Here is a 16,346-nt window from a genome sequence, read left to right on the forward strand (position 1 = left end):
TGTTCCTCCTGTTTCAATCGTTGATCTCAACATTTATATTCAGTTCACCGGCTCTGCGAATGACCTCATCCACAGGGTTCGCTTTCGTGGAAAGCGTGCCGATGCTGCTTTCTTCCAATACTTTGATGCGCAAATTTTTTCCGGTTACCTGCTGCGCCGCCTTTGCCAGTGCCTGCTTGACGATGGTTTCATTGCACAAGTCGCAGGTAAACGGGTCATCACACAGCACATACAATTCTTTTCCGGAAATGACACCCTTCGCCATCGTCAGCTGGGCGAATTTGCTCATCGGCAGCAAGCTCTTTGTTGCCATCGTGATGTCATTCCACTGCGGGCTGCTCTCCAGCTTTTTGGGCGGTGCAGACGGCTTTTGCTGTGCCATCGGCGGCAGCTCGTCCTCTGCGGGCGGCGGCGCATCTGCATCGGACGGGAATCCGTCCTCCGGTTCCGCCTGCTGCCGAGCCGCCGGTGCCGCTGCCACGATGCCATGCGCCAGCTTTTCTTCCAGCGCATCCACGCGGCCGCTCAGCGTGTCATAATCGTCTGCCGTCAGCTCACACAGCCGAACCACACACAGCTCCGCTTCAATGCGGCGGTTTGCCGCGTGCGGAATGCGCAGCAGCGATTCCTGCAAAATTTTTGTGTACGCGAGCAGGCGCGAAGCCGGTATCTGCCCGCACAGCTGCTGTACGGTCTGGTACGAATACGCCGGAGACAGCAGAGCGGAAACATCCTGCCTGCTCGTCTTGACCAGCAGCATATCCCGAATGAGTCCGAGCAACTGGTCGAGCACAGCGCCCAGCTCTCTGCCTGCGGTGTAGCTCTCTCCGAGCTGCTGCATCGCGGCGGTCAAATCGCCCGCCAGAATATGCCGCATCAAATCGACGGCGGTATCGCCCGCCAGAATGCCGACACCGGCAGCCACGCGTTCCTCGTCAATCGGCTCGCCGCTGCCTGCTGCCGCGCGGTCGAGAATGGACAGCGCATCGCGCATCGCGCCGTCCGCCAGCCGCGCAATCATGCGCGCGCCGCTGTCGGTCAGCGGAATCGCTTCTTCCTCCGCGATTTCCTTGAGCCGCACCGCAATGTCATGCGGCGCAATGCGGCGGAAGTCAAACCGCTGACAGCGCGAGAGAATCGTTGCCGGTACTTTATTGATTTCCGTTGTTGCCAGAATAAACAGCACATGCTCCGGCGGCTCTTCCAGCGTCTTGAGCAGCGCATTGAACGCGCCCTGCGACAGCATATGTACCTCGTCGATGATGTACACGCGCTTTTTGACGGACGCCGGTGCATACCGCACTTCGTCGCGAATGTCGCGGATGTTGTCTACGCCGTTGTTGGACGCTGCGTCAATCTCGACAACGTCCAGAATGCTGCCGTCCATGATGCCGCGGCACGCCGGACAGGTGCCGCACGGGTCACCCGCCTGCAAGTTGGTGCAGTTGACCGCGCGCGCCAGAATTTTCGCACAGGTCGTCTTGCCGGTGCCGCGCGTGCCGGTGAACAGATAGGCATGGGACAGGCGTCCGCTTTCCAGCTGCGCGCGAAGCGTATCTGTGATGTGCCGCTGTCCGACCACATCGGCAAATTTCGTCGGCCGCCATTTGCGGTACAATGCCTGATACATGCATTTCCCTCCCAAAGTTGGAAAAACGGGCAATCGAAATTGCCCGTTTACATTCCTTGCATCTTGCATGGAACGATGCTCCGCATGACCGCGCCCTCCCGTTGAACTGCGTGCCATATCTGGTACCTGTACTGTTGGACTCGGACTCGGCATTCCTGCGGCACACAATGGGTTCTGCTTAATGCTGCTCGGTTCCCCGCCTGACATGGTTCACAGTCCACTGTTGCGAAGGACCGAATCTTCATCATCCTTCAGCACAGGTCAAACAATACGCGCACAGCCCGCATAGGAGGCATTCACCCCTGCTATAGCGGATTGCAGGTACAGGACACCGCTACCGTCCCGGCTAGCGCAGCCATGCGGAACATCGTTTTCCCAATGCAAAATTATTATACTATATTCTCGTTGTCAATGCAATGTATTTATTGCGTGATTGCGCGAATCTTTTTATCCGGCTTGATTTTCCCACCACTCTTGGATTTGTCTGCGGACATGCTCGGTCGTTTCGGTCGGATCCGTCGTTGTTCCGGTGTCGGTGCCTGTGTCGGTGTCGGTATCCGTATCCGTGCCGGTGTCCGTGCGTGTTGTCGTGTCACCGGTGGTGGTGCGCCTGCGCCGCCTGCTCGAATTGGAGCTGTCCGTGCGGTTGTTGGTCGAACCGGTTCTCCGGAAGCTGTAATGTCCATTCGGGCTGGATACGCGCTGACCCTCACCGATCGGGTCGTTGCTTCCGCTGAAGCAGTAATACTCATCGGTCACCGTGACGCCAATCGGGAATTTGCGCGTCAAATCCAGCAGCGACTGGCTGTTCGTGCGCCACTTGTGCATCGTGCATTCTTCCTCCGGCACATCGTCCTTATAGAACTTGCCGGTTGCCACACGGCTGCCGCGCACATCGGAATAGCACGCCTTGCTCGGCGCCATGCCGCTGTCCAGACAATATTCTGCCTCGACAAAGTCATCTTCATTCGGCTCGTCAAAGCGTTTGTTTTCCTTGTCCTCGTGCAGCTCGTCCATGACGTCCGACCAGAGCGCCAGCGCCGGATTCGGCTTGAGCGTCGGCAGGCCATAGCCCTCATCGTAACCAAACCAGCACACGCCGACATAGTATGGCGTGTAACCCGCAAACCAGCGGTCCTTGTTGTCGGTTGTCGTACCGGTCTTGCCTGCGACATCCATGCCGTCAATGGCGGCGAGCTTGCCGGTGCCGTTTTCCACAACATTGGTCAGCAAATCGTTGACATAGTACGGGGTGAACTCCGGATGCTCGAAAATCTGTGTCGGCTGATTGTCCTCATTGGACAGAATCGTCTCGCCGTTTGCGTCCACGACCTTGGTGTAGCTGACGGCGCTGGAATACTCTCCATAATTTGCCAGAGCCGTATAGCCCTGTGCCATTTCGCGCACGGTTACGCCGTCGGTCAAGCCGCCCAGCGCCATCGGCGCATAGTCAATATCGCTCTTGCTCAGCGAGGTGAAGCCCAGCTTCTGTGTCAGGAAATTATACGCGGACTGCGGCGTCAGCTTATCCATGACACTGACCGCAATGGTGTTGGTGGAATCCGCAACCGCCTGCATAATTGTCGTCTGACCGGCGTAGGTGCGGTTTTCGTTGCGCGGCCACGCCTTGCCGTTGTTGTTGAACACCGGCATATCCGTCAGCACGGAATACGGGGTAATCAGTCCCTGATCCAGCGCCGGCGCATAGGTCGCCAGCGGCTTGAGCGAGGAACCCGGCGAACGCTTGGACTGCGTTGCGCGGTTGAGCACCAGACTCTCGGTCTTTTCACCGCGGCCGCCCACAACGCCGAGAATATGTCCGGTTTTCGGGTCGACAACCATCATCGCCGCCTGCGGCTTGACGCCATCCTCAGAAATGCTCGGGAAGTTGCTGCTGTTTTCAAATACGCTTTCCATCGTGTCCTGTACGTCCTTATCCACAGTCGCATAGATGGACAGTCCGCCGCTCGTCACGAGAGACCGCGCATAGGTCTCGGAGTAGCCGAGCTGGCTCTGCAAATCGTTGACAACGTCCGTAATAACCATGTCGGTAAAGTACGAGTACGCCTTTTTCTGCTGCTGTGCCTCCGTATTTTCGTGATACTGCAGCTGCTCGTTAACGGCTTGGTCGTATTCGCTCTTGGAAATATAGCCCTGCTCGTACATCTTATACAGCACGGCCTTCTGCCGCTCCTTGGCGGCGTCCGGATACTTAAACGGATTGTATGCCGCCGGATTCTGCGTCAGACCCGCAATCAGAGCACACTCCGCGAGATCCAGCTGGTCTACCGGCTTGTTGAAATAGGTCTTGGACGCCGTCTGTACGCCGTATGCGTTCTTGCCGAAGTAAATGATGTTCATATACAGCTCAAGAATCGTCTCCTTGTCGTCGACCTTTTTTTCCAGCGTCAGCGCGCGCATAATCTCCGTGACCTTGCGCTTGACGGAGTAATCATTGTCCTCGGTCATGTTTTTCACCAGCTGCTGGGTGATGGTCGAACCGCCGTAGCTGTTGCCGCCCGGCAAAATCCAGTGCACGGCGGCACCGAAGGTTCGCTTCCAGTCCACACCCTTGTGCTCATAAAACCGCTGATCCTCAATGGACACGAATGCCTTGGAAAGATACTCCGGAATGTCATCCTTGCCGACCCATTCGCGATTTTCCTGACTGGCGAGCTTTTGCAGGGTCTGCTGCTGCCCATCGTCATCGTTGTAATAAATAACGCTGTTAAATTTCATCGACAGACCGTTGATGTCCAGATCCGCTTCCGGTTTGATGACAAAATTTAAATACAGGACAAATGCGCCAAGGCACATTGCCGCTGTTGTCATGCCGATTAAAAACAACGTCAGTAGTACAAAGCCGACTTTGCCAGCCTTGCGTTTTTTCCTGCGTTTGTTTGCCAAGTTTACTCCTCCTGTGCTGCTGCTCTCGACCATTCAAAACATAGTTGTTCATATTATACCACAATTTACCTAGAAATCTACCCAAAGTTCGATTTTGCCAGTATATTCCTTAAATTTTCGGAAAAACTGTGAGAAACGGAACAAGATTTTTGGTGAATTCTTCTGTTTTTCAGGAGAAGAAATAGGGGGAACGCTCTCATGAAACGAATCATCGCCGTGCTGTCTGTAAGCTGTGCCGTCCTGTTCGGGCTGCTGCTGTGGCAGATCGTCAAAGCACCCACTCCAGACACGTCAAGTGCTATTTCATCACAGCAACAAAGCGACCAGCCGCTGTATCTGGTTCGTGCACAAAAAAACGGCGTGCTCGCCGTGTATCCGTATGGCTCCGACACCGCCGCCATCGTAACCGATATCCGCCTGTCCTCCCTGCGTGAATACGACCAAGCCCTCATGCAGCGCGGATTCCCGCTGTACTCCGAGCAGGATCTGACGTCCTTTCTGGAGGACTTTGACAGCTGACACAAAAAAACCGGAGAGATTGTCTCTCTCCGGTCTTTGTATCAGTCGTTGTCTTGAATTGTCACCGCGCCGCAATAGCGCATCAAATACTGCTGCTGGCAGTTCTCCATATACGCTTCCGCCGCGTCCAGATTGTCAAAGGTGACGGAAGTCGCCGGTTTGCCGACAACCTGCTGGTCATAGCGCAGATAGCGCACCAAAGCCTTGCGGTCTGCCGTCGGAATTTCCTCCACGGTCAGGCAGGCGCTCCAAAACGCATCCGCACAGGCGGCGGACAGCAGCATCTTTCGCTGTTCTCCCCCGTCCAAATGCAGGGTAATCAGTCCGACCGGACGGCAGCGCACCAGCGTCATCGGCGGCAGCGGGCGCGAGCACAAAATCACGGTTTCAACCGGCATACCATTTTCTGTATAGGTGCGCGGCAGATAGCCGGTGTTGTTCGGCGCCGCGACATACGGATCGCTCAGGTGCTCCAGCTGCAGCAGCCCCGTGCTGCCGTCAAAGGCAAGCACAGCGGTGGAACCCATGCTGTTCGCCGTGAAAACGGTATACTCTTCCTTTCGGATCAGATCCGGATGCATATCATGCCAAATATTCATACAAATCCCTCCCTTTTCACGGTAGCATTCACATCAACTTATATTATACCACAGAATCGGCTGTCAGCCAAGGTATTTATACATGTTGTATGCGGTTTCGCTGCGCAGGGCTGCCTTCTGCGGGCCGTAGCTCTTTGCGCCCTCGAGGGAGACGTAGCCGAGCAGACCCTTGCCGTTTGCCCACTTCACGGCGTTCTTCGCCCAAGAGCTGACATTCTTCGCGTCGGAATAATTCGGCATGCTTCCGCCGCTCGGCTTGCCCGCATGATTGTGCAGGACAACCGCCAGCTGCTCATGGGTCAGATTGTCATTCGGTGCAAATTTGGTGCTGCTCATGCCGGACATGAGCTTGGTTTTGTATGCCCAGCGCACCGCGTTGTAATACCACGCGGAGGAGGAGACATCCTTAAACGGAACCGTGCCGGAGACCGACGGGCTGCCTGCGTTTGCGTACAGAATCTGTGCAATCATCGCGCGCGTCAGTGCGCTGTTCGGCGCAAACGTGTTTTTCTTGGTGCCGGTCATCAGCTTGTGATCATAGACAAACTGCACGGAATCCTTGTACCATGCCGAGCTGCTGACATCCGAGAAAATCGAGCTGACGGAGGTGGAGCTGCTCGCACCCGTGCCAAATTCCGGCCAGTACGTGTTCTTTGCCACATTGCCGCGCGCCTTTGCCACGCTCTCCTTGTTCGCCGGCACTTCATAGTAACAGCACCAGTAATAGCCTGCGTTGTATGCGTTGTCCGCAGATGCCGTGTACGTCAGCATCTTGTTGTTGATGGTCTTGCCGTTGTACAGGTAGGTATTCGTGTTGGCGGAAAGCTCCTTTTTCAGGTAATACAGCTGACCGTTCAGCGTGGTGTAGTCATAGCCGTTCTGGCTGCACCAATTTTTCAGCGCCGTAAAACGGGAATTGTGCCACTGGCAAATGCCGTAGCTCGTGCCGTTGTCGCCATAGCAATGCGGATTAAAGTTGGATTCTGCCTTGATGTTCGCGAGCACGCCGCAGGCAGCCGCAGAGGAATAGTTCATGGTATTGACGAAGAACTTGAAAATCGCCGTTGCATTCGCACCGGAGGCCTCGACATTCATGGAGCGAACGCCGTCCTGCTCCATGACGGTTGCGTCCGTGCGCTGTGCCAGAATATACGGCACCTCTGCGTCCGGTGCCACGTCGTATGTATCGGCATCCCACTGCGGGACAAACGCATAGTAGAAATCATCGCTGTTCGCGTAGTCCGCCTGTGTCATCCAGGTGACCGGCAGCTGCTGCTCCGAGCCGTCCTCCGCAGATACCGAAATGGTCTGCGGCATCTGCGCCGTCAGTTCGCTCTCCTCCTGACCAAGCGTGAAGGATACCTCTCCAATCTCCTGTCCCGCCTGTACAAAGCCCGCGATTTTCTGTTTGTCCGGCGCGGTATCCACTGCAAATACCATCGTTTGCAGCATGCTCACCGCCAAAACAGACGCCAGCACTCCGGCGCCGAACCGTTTTACCTGTTCCATTTGTTTTTCTCCTTTTCCATTGCCTTTCATTTGGACATTCGGAGAAATGAATCTATATTCATTTCTCCGAATGTCTGTATCGTATCACACTTTATCCGTTTTGTAAACGTTTTGTAACCGATTTTTTATCTCCGCTGCCGGGCGGAAACAAATCCTCTGCACGCCGTGCAGAGGATGGATGCGGTTATGCCGCCGCGATGAGCTCGAGCAGGGGCACGCCCTTCTCATACAGGTGCTGATAGCACGCGGTGCATTTTTTGTATGCGTCAAATGTCTGCTGCGCCTGTTCGGCATCTCCATAGCTTTTCCAGTGTCCGCAGCACGAGTAATTCTGTCCCTTGTTGCAGATAAATCCCACCACATCGCGCAGCGGATAGCCGAGAAAAATGCCGATTTCGTGCGGGAAATCCGCCTGCAGGCACAATCTCCGCGCCAGCTGGCAAATAACCGACTCCATGCCGCCGGACAGGTCATAGCCGCACTGCCGCAAAAACACGCGGACGTCTTTGCGCTGCACCTCCCGACAAATCCAATCCCAGCGGCACACATAAATCAGGCAGCTTTTTGTGCGTCGGCACCACTTCATCACGCGGATGCGCAGCCCAAACGGCTTGAGCTTCTCGTTCCACTCCCGAATGGAGTGAAACAATGCCGGTGACGCCGGACAGCGGAACAAATTGGCGGGCTTGAGGCCGGCAAGCGTTGGCGCGCACCAATCAATCAGCTCCTGCTCCAGTTGTTGTTTCATAGCCATGTCCTCCCTGTCCAGTATCTCCGCGCGCGGCGGACGGTATACATTAGTTATCGCTAACCGCTCGTCAAAAACAAGCGCCGGCATATGCCAGCGCAGGTATTAGTCTTTGCTAACCTCTATGTAGAATACCAGATATTTTGTGCGTTGTCAACCCGTTATGCGCAAGGATATAGCAAAACATGCCCTCTCCATCCGGCAAAAGGCATGTTTGTGTGTGCTTATTTTTTCTTCTTTTTGCGCGCCCATTCATCCCAATCAATGCGCTCGTCGCCGCGAACAATCCACGCTTTTTGCGCGATTTCCGCGAGCGGCGAATCCGACAGCGAGTCGGAATAAAAGGTCTCAATCTGTGCGTCTCCGAATTTCTCACGGAAGCGGCGAACTTTTTCCTCGCCCCAGCAGTTGACGCCGGTATAGGCGCCGGTGTGCGCATCCACGCGCGACGCCATCAAATGCGCAATGCCCAGCCGCCTGCAGGCAGGGCGCAGCAGAAATTCCGGCGACGCGGAAATAATGACATCGTCCGCGCGCTGGGTGTCGTTGCGATACCACGACTTGATTTTTTTGATGTGGCTGTCCCAGAATTTCTCCACGAGCTGTTCGGTGTCGCCGACCGCGCGCAGGAACTGATACATCTGCCGCTTAAACTGCGTTTTATTGATAATTTTCGCCTGATACAGCACAAATGCTGCCGCCGTTCCCGGCCAGCTGTATATCATCAGCGGTCTGTGCCGGACGCAGTATAAATAAAAATCCACCGTGCTGTCACCGTGATAGATGGTCTGGTCAAAATCGTATACGTTCATCTGGTTTTATTCTCCCCGCTTATCTCCATAGCAGAACAGCGCAACGGTTCCCGGACCGGCGTGCGCGCCGATGACGGTATCCAGCATGTGAATCTCCACCTGCTCCACCGCTGTATGCGACAGAATATATTCCTTGAGATACTCTGCGTCCTCCTGACAATCGCCGTGGCTGATGGTCACCGGATACGTTCCGATTTCTCGAATGTGCTTGTTCATCTGTTTTGCCAGCATTTCCAGTGCGCGTTTTCTGCCGCGCGCCTTTTTCCACACGAGCAGCTTGCCCTCATCCGACACATACAAAATCGGCTTGACGCTGAGCAGACTTCCCATGACCGCAGCGCTTTTCGGCACGCGGCCGCCGCGGTGCAGATACAGCAGGTCATCCACGGTGAACCAATGCACGACATGCTTGCGGAATTCCTGCGCCCACTCGACCAGCTGCTCGGCGGTATAGCCCTTTGCCTTGCGTTTGGCGGCCTCCCGAATCACGAGGGTCTGACCGCCTGCCGCCGCCAGCGTATCCACGCAGTAGATTTGATTGCTGTACTTTCCGTCCAGTTCATTTTTGGCGATACAGCCGGTCTGATAATTTCCGCTCAGTGCGGACGAAAAGCCCAAGTACACGACATCGCGTTTGGACTTCAAAATCCCTTCAAACACACTGGTAAACGCGGAAATCGGCGCCTGCGCCGTCGTAACGGCAGCTCCGTCGCGCAGCTGCCGATAAAAATCGGAAAACGGAACCGTCTTGCCGAAATCGTCCTCCACGGTATCATATCCGTCTATCGTAAAGCTCAACGGAACAGTACAAATCCCGTTTTGGTGCAGAAAACGTTCTTCGATGTCCAAAACGGAATCCGTAACAATGACATATCCCATGTATTTCCCTCCGATTTACTTTGCCGGAACAATCTCAATCCAATAATTGTCCGGATCGTTGATAAAATAGATGCCCATTGCCGGATTTTCAAAGCAAATGCATCCCATTTCCTTGTGCTTGGCGTGCGCCGCCTCAAAATCGTCAACCTCCAGCGCGAGATGGAATTCGTTTTCTCCGAGGTTATACGCCTGCGGGTGCTCCTTGAGCCAAGTCAGCTCCAAGCGGTGCGGCGTCACGCCGTCACCCAGATATACAATGATAAAGTCTCCGCTTTTCGGCGCGATGCGTCCGGTCTCCTTCAAGCCCAGTGCCTTGTCGTAAAACGCGAGCGACTCCTCCAGATTTTTTACGTTAAAATTATTATGTGCAAAGCGAAACTGCATGATAAGTTCCTCCTGATTTTGATTGTTTTACGTCTGTTTCTATTATACGTGCAATTTCGCGCGGGCGCAATGGTTTCCGGCAAAATCTGCACATTTATGCGCCTGCACGCGGCGATTTGTTTTCCATTAAAGCATGTTCAGCAGGGATGGATATTGCTGTTGGAGGTTGTCTCTCAGCCGAAGAAACTCTGGGATATATCGGTTCAAAATCACATGCACCAGTCTTTGCGCCTCTGCCCCGTCATAGATATGCGTCATGCTGTTGCGGTCTTTCAGCATAGCAAGCCAAATTTCTTCATCCAAAAATCCATAAATGGAATACGCCGCTTTGAGAACCTCTCTGGGTGAGCCGGTATTTCCTTCCTGTCTGCCCTCATATTTCAAAAGCTCTTTGAGCACCTTCCAGCCAAGCTCAAACTGAATATGAAATTTATCAATAATTCCGCCGATAATAAATTCATTCGTCAAATCTTCTTGTCCGGCGCGTGACAGGACATCGAGATTCGAGCAATAATTTTCAAACTTTTTCATACAAAATAACCCCTTCCTTTTGAATGCTCGCCAGCAGCTCCGGAGCTACCTTCTCGTCCAAATTGACAACATCATACGTCAGCAGCGTGGAGGTCTCCTCTTCCAAATCCAGAGAAAAGCGCGTGATGTCGCCGCCGGAAACCGCCAGATCAATGTCGCTGGCTCGCCAATAATCCCCCCGTGCACGAGAACCAAACAGAATCACTCTGTCCAGATGATATTTTTCAGCAAGGTGACAAATTTCGTCCTGCACCTGCGGTTTGATTCCTGTATTGCGCAGCATAGGCGCACCTCCATTCACGCAAAAACGTTTTTTTGCATCCGATTTTCCGGTTCAAAAAGCCATACGGCTTTAAAAAGCATATCATGAACGCTTATCAGCGTCAAGATAAGTTCAAAAAATCCCTCGGCTTCTCACGAAACCGAGGGATTTTCATGTATAAAGTTAGCTATTTTGCGGAGTCAAATCCGAATTACATAACACCCTGTGCCTTCATTGCCTCAGCAACCTTCAGGAAGCCTGCGATGTTTGCACCTGCAACCAGGTTGCCCTCGCAGCCATATTCCTTAGCAGCGCTGGAAATGTTGTGGTAGATGTTAACCATGATCTGATGCAGCTTGCTGTCAACCTCTTCAAAGGTCCAAGACAGACGCTGAGAGTTCTGGCTCATCTCCAGAGCGGAAGTAGCTACGCCGCCTGCATTTGCAGCCTTTGCCGGAGCAAACAGAATGTTGCTGCCCTGGAATACAGCGATAGCTTCCGGGGTAGACGGCATGTTTGCGCCTTCGCCGACTGCCTGTACGCCGTTAGCAACCAGTGCCTTTGCGTCCTCTTCGTTGATTTCGTTCTGGGTAGCGCACGGCAGAGCGATGTCGCACTTAACATTCCAGATGCCCTTGCCCTCGAAGTACTTTGCAGACGGAACTGCTTCTACGTACTCCTTGATGCGGCCGCGGCGAACTTCCTTGATTTCCTTGACAACGTCCAGGTTGATGCCGTTCTCGTCAACAACGTAGCCGTTGGAGTCGGACAGCGCGATAACCTTTGCGCCCAGCTCGGTAGCCTTCTGGGTAGCGTAGATTGCTACGTTGCCGGAACCGGAGATAACAACCTTCTTGCCCTCGAAGGAAGTACCGTGATCCTTCAGCATTGCATCAACGAGGTAGCACAGGCCGTAACCGGTAGCCTCGGTACGAGCCAGGGAGCCGCCCCACTGCAGACCCTTACCGGTCAGAACGCCAACGTACTCGTTGCGGATGCGCTTGTACTGACCGAACATATAACCAATTTCACGAGCACCAGTACCGATATCACCAGCCGGAACGTCGGTGTCAGCACCGATGTGACGGCTCAGCTCCGTCATGAATGCCTGGCAGAAACGCATAACTTCGCCGTCGGACTTGCCCTTCGGATCGAAGTCGGAACCGCCCTTGCCGCCGCCGATCGGCAGGCCGGTCAGGCTGTTCTTAAAGATCTGCTCAAAGCCCAGGAACTTGATGATGGAAGCGCAAACAGACGGATGCAGACGGATGCCGCCCTTGTACGGTCCGATTGCGGAGTTAAACTGATAGCGGAAGCCGCGGTTTACCTGAACCTTGCCGTTGTCGTCAACCCAAGCAACGCGGAACTGGATGCCGCGCTCCGGCTCAACGATGCGCTCAAACACGCCAGCCTCAACGAGGTCCGGACGGCGCTCAGCTACCGGCTGCAGGGACTCGAGTACTTCATATACTGCCTGCTGGAACTCCGGCTCGTTCTGGTTACGCTTTACTACAGTGTCATAGACACCCTTCAGATAGGTGTTCGTAATAGCCATTTTTGTTTTCCTCCATACATTATGGTTTAATCACATCTTCGGTTATCATCATACCACAAGAATGGCAATTTGAAAACACAAAAATTGCAAAATTCATAATTTTTTTCTAAATTTCTATTTTTTGCATTCCCGACCTTCTTATTTTTGTGTATTCCTTCCTTATTTAGGGTAAAAACAACAGCATTTCTCGTTTTATTCCGTGTTTGCATGTATTTATGTTCCAAAAATCCAAATTGAATAATTTCCTGCATTTCTGTTTTATACTGCTTTTTAAGTAGATAATGCGAGAATTTTCCTTCTTCCTCCCAGAATGTGCCCATCTGTTTACTTTAACCAAACAGTTTTTTTGCAGGATATTCACCGTTATGTTGCAATTCCGTCTTTTTTCCAGATTTGATACAGTTTTGGTATGATTTGCCCGATTCATTGACTTTTTTCGAAAAAATGCGTATGATACATACAGATTGATTTTCACCGGAAAAGGAGGATTTCTTGAACAAACCAGAATTTTCCACGCACGACTTCGCACTGAAAACCGGAAGAAAGGTCAAAAAGTCCGTCTTTCGGTTTTTGTTCAGCCGACTGACCATCACCGCGGTGCTGCTGTGTCTGCAATTCTATGCGATTATCTACGCCCTGCTGTTTCTGCGCGGCCGCTGGGTCATCGCGTATCAATGCCTCAAGATTGTCAGTCCCATCGTTCTCATCTGGCTCGTGCGCAAGTCGGACAATCCCTCATATAAAATCCCATGGATTATCATTATCCTGTTCTTCGCCCCGTTCGGCGCACTGTTCTATTTATTTATGGGAAATACGCCGCTCAATCGCGCGCGGCTGGTTCGCGTCAAGCCGATTCGCACTGATGTCATCGAGCAGTTTCGCGTCTCAGACACGCGCACGCTGTGCAAGACGATTCCGCAGCACCGGCGAACCTGCGAATATCTCTATGACATTGTGGAGATGCCCGCATGGAAAAACACCGCTGCGGAATATTTCCCGCTCGGCGACTACCTGTACGATTCGATGCTGATGGATTTGAAAAAAGCCAAGCGCTTTATTTTCATCGAGTTTTTCATCATCGAGCGCGGCATCATGTGGGATTCCATCTTGGAGGTTCTGCGGCAAAAGGCCGCGGAGGGCGTCGAAATCCTCTTGATGTATGACGATGTGGGATGTATTTCCACGCTCCCGCATCACTACGACAAAAAGCTTCGGGCGATGGGCATGCAGGTCGTTCGCTTCAACCGCCTGTTCCCGCTCATCTCCACGTATTTGAACTATCGTGACCACCGAAAAATCTGCGTCATTGACGGAAACATCGGCTATACCGGCGGCATCAACCTCGCTGACGAATACATCAACGAGGTAGACCGATTTGGGCACTGGAAGGACACCGGCGTCAAGCTGTCCGGCAGCGGCGTCGCCAATCTGACCGCCATGTTTTTGCAGCTGTGGGATTTCTCCGTCAAACAGGAGACGAAAAATCTGTCCGACTATCAGCCGACAAAAATTTTCCCCAGCGACGGCTTTGTGCAGCCGTTTGCGGATTCCCCGCTGGACAACGAAAACGTCAGTGAAAACGTCTTTCTGGACATCATCAACAGTGCTACACGCAGCGTATACATCACAACGCCGTATCTCAGCTTGGACAACGAGATGACAACCGCGCTGTGCTACGCCGCCAAATCCGGCATTGATGTGCGCATTTTGACGCCGGGCATTCCGGACAAAAAGCTCGTCTACGCTGTGACCCGCTCGTTTTATCCCCAGCTTGTCGAGGCGGGCGTCAAGATTTACGAATACACGCCGGGCTTTCTGCACGAAAAGATGATTGTCGCGGATCACGACATCGCCGTTGTCGGAACCATCAACATGGATTTCCGCAGCTTCTATTTGCAGTTTGAGTGCGGCTGTCTGTTTTACAAATCCTCTGTCGTGGACAAAATCCGCGATGATATTTTGGACACCATCAAAAAATCGCGCGAAATCGACAGCCATTGGATCAGGTCGTACCCTTGGATCAAGTCCATCTGGGGCTCGCTGGTCTCCCTGTTCGCCCCGCTTCTGTAAACCGAAAAGTGCAGCAGAAAACCCCTCGGAGTGCCCGAGGGGTTTTGGTTATTTGAGGTTTTCAAGCAAATCATTGGCTAAAGCGGCTAGGTGCTCAATCTGCTGCTGCGGCAGTGCACTCGCTTTTTCCGCCAATTCTCTCACTTTTTGGGGCGCTTCCGCGGTTTCATTGAAAAATTCTTGCGGAGAAATATTCAAGTATTCGCAGATATAGAAAAAGCCGTTCATAGAAGGCAATGCTTTTCCAGTCTCAATATTATTGATATAGCTGGCGTTCTGTCCAATAGACAAACTCATCTCCCGCGCAGACACGCCCTTCTGCATCCGAAGCTGTATCAGTCTCTTGGAAAATCGTTCTTCATACTGCATTTTCTCACCACCTCCATGCAACAACACCGTCTAAACGTATGAAAGGAACCCTCGGAGCTTTCGCCTCCGAGGGTTCTTGTTCGTCCTGCTTTTGCAAGCAAATCTATTAGATTCTTGCCACGCCGCTGTCGCGCGCTGCCTGTGCAACCGCTGCCGCAACCGCGTCGCGCACGCGCGGGTCAAATGCCTTCGGCATGATGTACTGCGCGTTGAGCTCTTCATTGCTGACAACGTTCGCAATCGCATATGCCGCCGCAATCTTCATTTCCTCGTTGATATCGGAAGCGCGCACGTCCAGTGCACCGCGGAACACGCCCGGGAATGCCAGCACGTTGTTAATCTGGTTCGGATAGTCCGAACGGCCGCAGCCGACAACCGCCGCGCCGGCCTCCAGCGCATCCTCCGGCATGATTTCCGGCGTCGGATTCGCCATCGGGAATACCATCGGGTCCTTTGCCATCGTGCGAACCATATCCTTGGTCAGGACATTCGGCGCGGACATGCCGAAGAAAATATCAGCGCCCGGCAGAACATCCGCCAGCGTGCCGCGCTTGTTTTCCGGATTGGTAATGGTCGCCATGTATGCCTGCTCTGCATTCATCTGCTCACAGCCCTCATACAGCGCGCCGAACTTGTCGCACATAATGACGTTTTTCAGCCCCATGCTGACAAGCAGCTTGGTCACGGCGATCGCGGCAGCACCGGCGCCGTTGACAACCATCTTAATTTCGGACAGCTTGCGGCCGGTCAGACGGCAAGCGTTAATCATCGCTGCCGCACAGCAAATGGCCGTGCCGTGCTGGTCATCATGGAATACCGGAATGTCACAGCGCTCTTTCAGCTTGCGCTCGATTTCAAAGCAGCGCGGTGCCGCAATGTCCTCCAAATTGATGCCGCCAAAGGAACCGGAAATCAGTGCCACGGTGTTGACAAATTCATCGACATCCTTGGTCTTGACGCAAAGCGGGAATGCATCGACGCCGCCGAACTCCTTGAACAGCGCGCACTTGCCTTCCATAACCGGCATGCCTGCTTCCGGACCAATATCGCCCAGACCAAGCACAGCAGAACCGTCGGTGATAACTGCCACCAGATTATGACGGCGGGTATACACATAGCTCAAATCTACATCCTTCTGGATTTCCAGACACGGCTGTGCAACGCCCGGCGTGTATGCAATCGACAGATCATCCGCATTTTCTACCTTGCAGCGAGAAATAACTTCGATCTTGCCCTTCCAATCACGATGAGCCTGTAATGCTCTTTCTTTCTGATCCATAATGACCTCCACTGATCGATATTTTCTGATTCTTTTATTGTACCACTCCGCACAAGGAAACACAAACGCTATTTTTTTCTCAGATATTCGTCACACCGTCGGTTCTGTTACAATTTATTCACAGGTCTTTCATAGTTTCTTTACGCCGCGGTGTGGAATCCTTCATAAATTTCCGGTAAAATAAAATCATCAAAAGCACAGAAGACAATGTATTCACTGCCCGTTCACATTGTCCATCGCTCCACAGCGGGCAGACTAAAAGCATCTGCATGATACATGCAGTCTCTATATAT

15 protein-coding genes and 1 other RNA gene are annotated in these 16,346 nt (G+C 53.1%); 2 read left to right on the forward strand and 14 right to left on the reverse strand.

What is annotated here, in order from left to right:
• Positions 1–13: 13 nt before the first annotated feature.
• The 3 genes from dnaX to KQI75_RS04400 form a co-directional block, all read right to left on the reverse strand.
• Complete coding sequence (dnaX, locus tag KQI75_RS04390) at positions 14–1,630, reverse strand: DNA polymerase III subunit gamma/tau (RefSeq protein WP_216469522.1); 1,617 nt, start codon at positions 1,628–1,630, stop codon at positions 14–16.
• A gap of 88 nt (positions 1,631–1,718) precedes the next feature.
• An RNA gene (gene ffs / locus KQI75_RS04395) (signal recognition particle sRNA large type) lies at positions 1,719–1,985 on the reverse strand.
• 92 nt (positions 1,986–2,077) lie between these two features.
• Positions 2,078–4,537 carry a transglycosylase domain-containing protein gene (locus tag KQI75_RS04400; protein WP_216469523.1) on the reverse strand — a complete coding sequence of 820 codons (2,460 nt, stop codon included), beginning with the start codon at positions 4,535–4,537 and terminating at the stop codon, positions 2,078–2,080.
• A gap of 198 nt (positions 4,538–4,735) precedes the next feature.
• On the opposite strand from KQI75_RS04400, the gene KQI75_RS04405 reads away from it, so the two are divergent.
• A complete protein-coding gene (locus tag KQI75_RS04405; protein WP_216469524.1) occupies positions 4,736–5,056 on the forward strand; it encodes a hypothetical protein in 321 nt (106 codons plus the stop codon).
• Between the two features lie 41 nt (positions 5,057–5,097).
• Here KQI75_RS04405 and KQI75_RS04410 read toward each other — a convergent pair whose 3' ends face one another.
• The 9 genes from KQI75_RS04410 to gdhA all read right to left on the reverse strand — a co-directional run bounded on the left by KQI75_RS04410 (position 5,098) and on the right by gdhA (position 12,335).
• Entirely contained in the window at positions 5,098–5,655 is a 558-nt protein-coding gene (locus KQI75_RS04410) for an inorganic diphosphatase (protein WP_216469525.1), read from the reverse strand.
• A gap of 63 nt (positions 5,656–5,718) precedes the next feature.
• Positions 5,719–7,164, reverse strand: a complete 1,446-nt coding sequence (locus tag KQI75_RS04415; RefSeq protein WP_216469526.1) for a phage tail tip lysozyme — start codon at positions 7,162–7,164, stop codon at positions 5,719–5,721.
• 184 nt (positions 7,165–7,348) lie between these two features.
• Positions 7,349–7,912 carry a DUF3793 family protein gene (locus KQI75_RS04420; protein WP_216469527.1) on the reverse strand — a complete coding sequence of 188 codons (564 nt, stop codon included), beginning with the start codon at positions 7,910–7,912 and terminating at the stop codon, positions 7,349–7,351.
• A gap of 224 nt (positions 7,913–8,136) precedes the next feature.
• Positions 8,137–8,724: an HAD-IB family phosphatase gene (locus tag KQI75_RS04425; protein WP_216469528.1), complete on the reverse strand. Its 588-nt coding sequence runs from the start codon at positions 8,722–8,724 to the stop codon at positions 8,137–8,139.
• 6 nt (positions 8,725–8,730) lie between these two features.
• Positions 8,731–9,603, reverse strand: coding sequence for a DegV family protein (locus KQI75_RS04430; protein ID WP_216469529.1), 873 nt, complete (start codon positions 9,601–9,603; stop codon positions 8,731–8,733).
• A 15-nt stretch (positions 9,604–9,618) separates the two neighbouring features.
• The gene (locus KQI75_RS04435) at positions 9,619–9,987 is read right to left on the reverse strand and encodes a VOC family protein (RefSeq protein WP_216469530.1); all 369 of its coding nucleotides are present in this window, start codon (positions 9,985–9,987) and stop codon (positions 9,619–9,621) included.
• A 126-nt stretch (positions 9,988–10,113) separates the two neighbouring features.
• Positions 10,114–10,518: an HI0074 family nucleotidyltransferase substrate-binding subunit gene (locus KQI75_RS04440; protein WP_216469531.1), complete on the reverse strand. Its 405-nt coding sequence runs from the start codon at positions 10,516–10,518 to the stop codon at positions 10,114–10,116.
• Positions 10,505–10,801, reverse strand: a complete 297-nt coding sequence (locus KQI75_RS04445) for a nucleotidyltransferase family protein (RefSeq protein WP_216469532.1) — start codon at positions 10,799–10,801, stop codon at positions 10,505–10,507. The genes KQI75_RS04440 and KQI75_RS04445 overlap by 14 nt, the downstream gene beginning before the upstream one ends.
• Positions 10,802–10,991: 190 nt before the next feature.
• Positions 10,992–12,335 (reverse strand): NADP-specific glutamate dehydrogenase, encoded by a 1,344-nt coding sequence (gdhA, locus tag KQI75_RS04450; RefSeq protein ID WP_216469533.1) that lies wholly within the window; start codon positions 12,333–12,335, stop codon positions 10,992–10,994.
• A gap of 492 nt (positions 12,336–12,827) precedes the next feature.
• On the opposite strand from gdhA, the gene cls reads away from it, so the two are divergent.
• Positions 12,828–14,405 carry a cardiolipin synthase gene (gene cls, locus KQI75_RS04455; RefSeq protein ID WP_246566395.1) on the forward strand — a complete coding sequence of 526 codons (1,578 nt, stop codon included), beginning with the start codon at positions 12,828–12,830 and terminating at the stop codon, positions 14,403–14,405.
• 48 nt (positions 14,406–14,453) lie between these two features.
• Here cls and KQI75_RS04460 read toward each other — a convergent pair whose 3' ends face one another.
• Both KQI75_RS04460 and KQI75_RS04465 read right to left on the reverse strand, forming a co-directional pair.
• Positions 14,454–14,774, reverse strand: a complete 321-nt coding sequence (locus KQI75_RS04460) for a helix-turn-helix domain-containing protein (RefSeq protein ID WP_216469534.1) — start codon at positions 14,772–14,774, stop codon at positions 14,454–14,456.
• A 106-nt stretch (positions 14,775–14,880) separates the two neighbouring features.
• Positions 14,881–16,053 (reverse strand): NAD(P)-dependent malic enzyme, encoded by a 1,173-nt coding sequence (locus tag KQI75_RS04465; RefSeq protein ID WP_216469535.1) that lies wholly within the window; start codon positions 16,051–16,053, stop codon positions 14,881–14,883.
• Positions 16,054–16,346: the final 293 nt, after the last annotated feature.

The organism is Butyricicoccus intestinisimiae (assembly GCF_018918345.1).
Lineage (GTDB): Bacteria > Bacillota > Clostridia > Oscillospirales > Butyricicoccaceae > Butyricicoccus_A > Butyricicoccus_A intestinisimiae.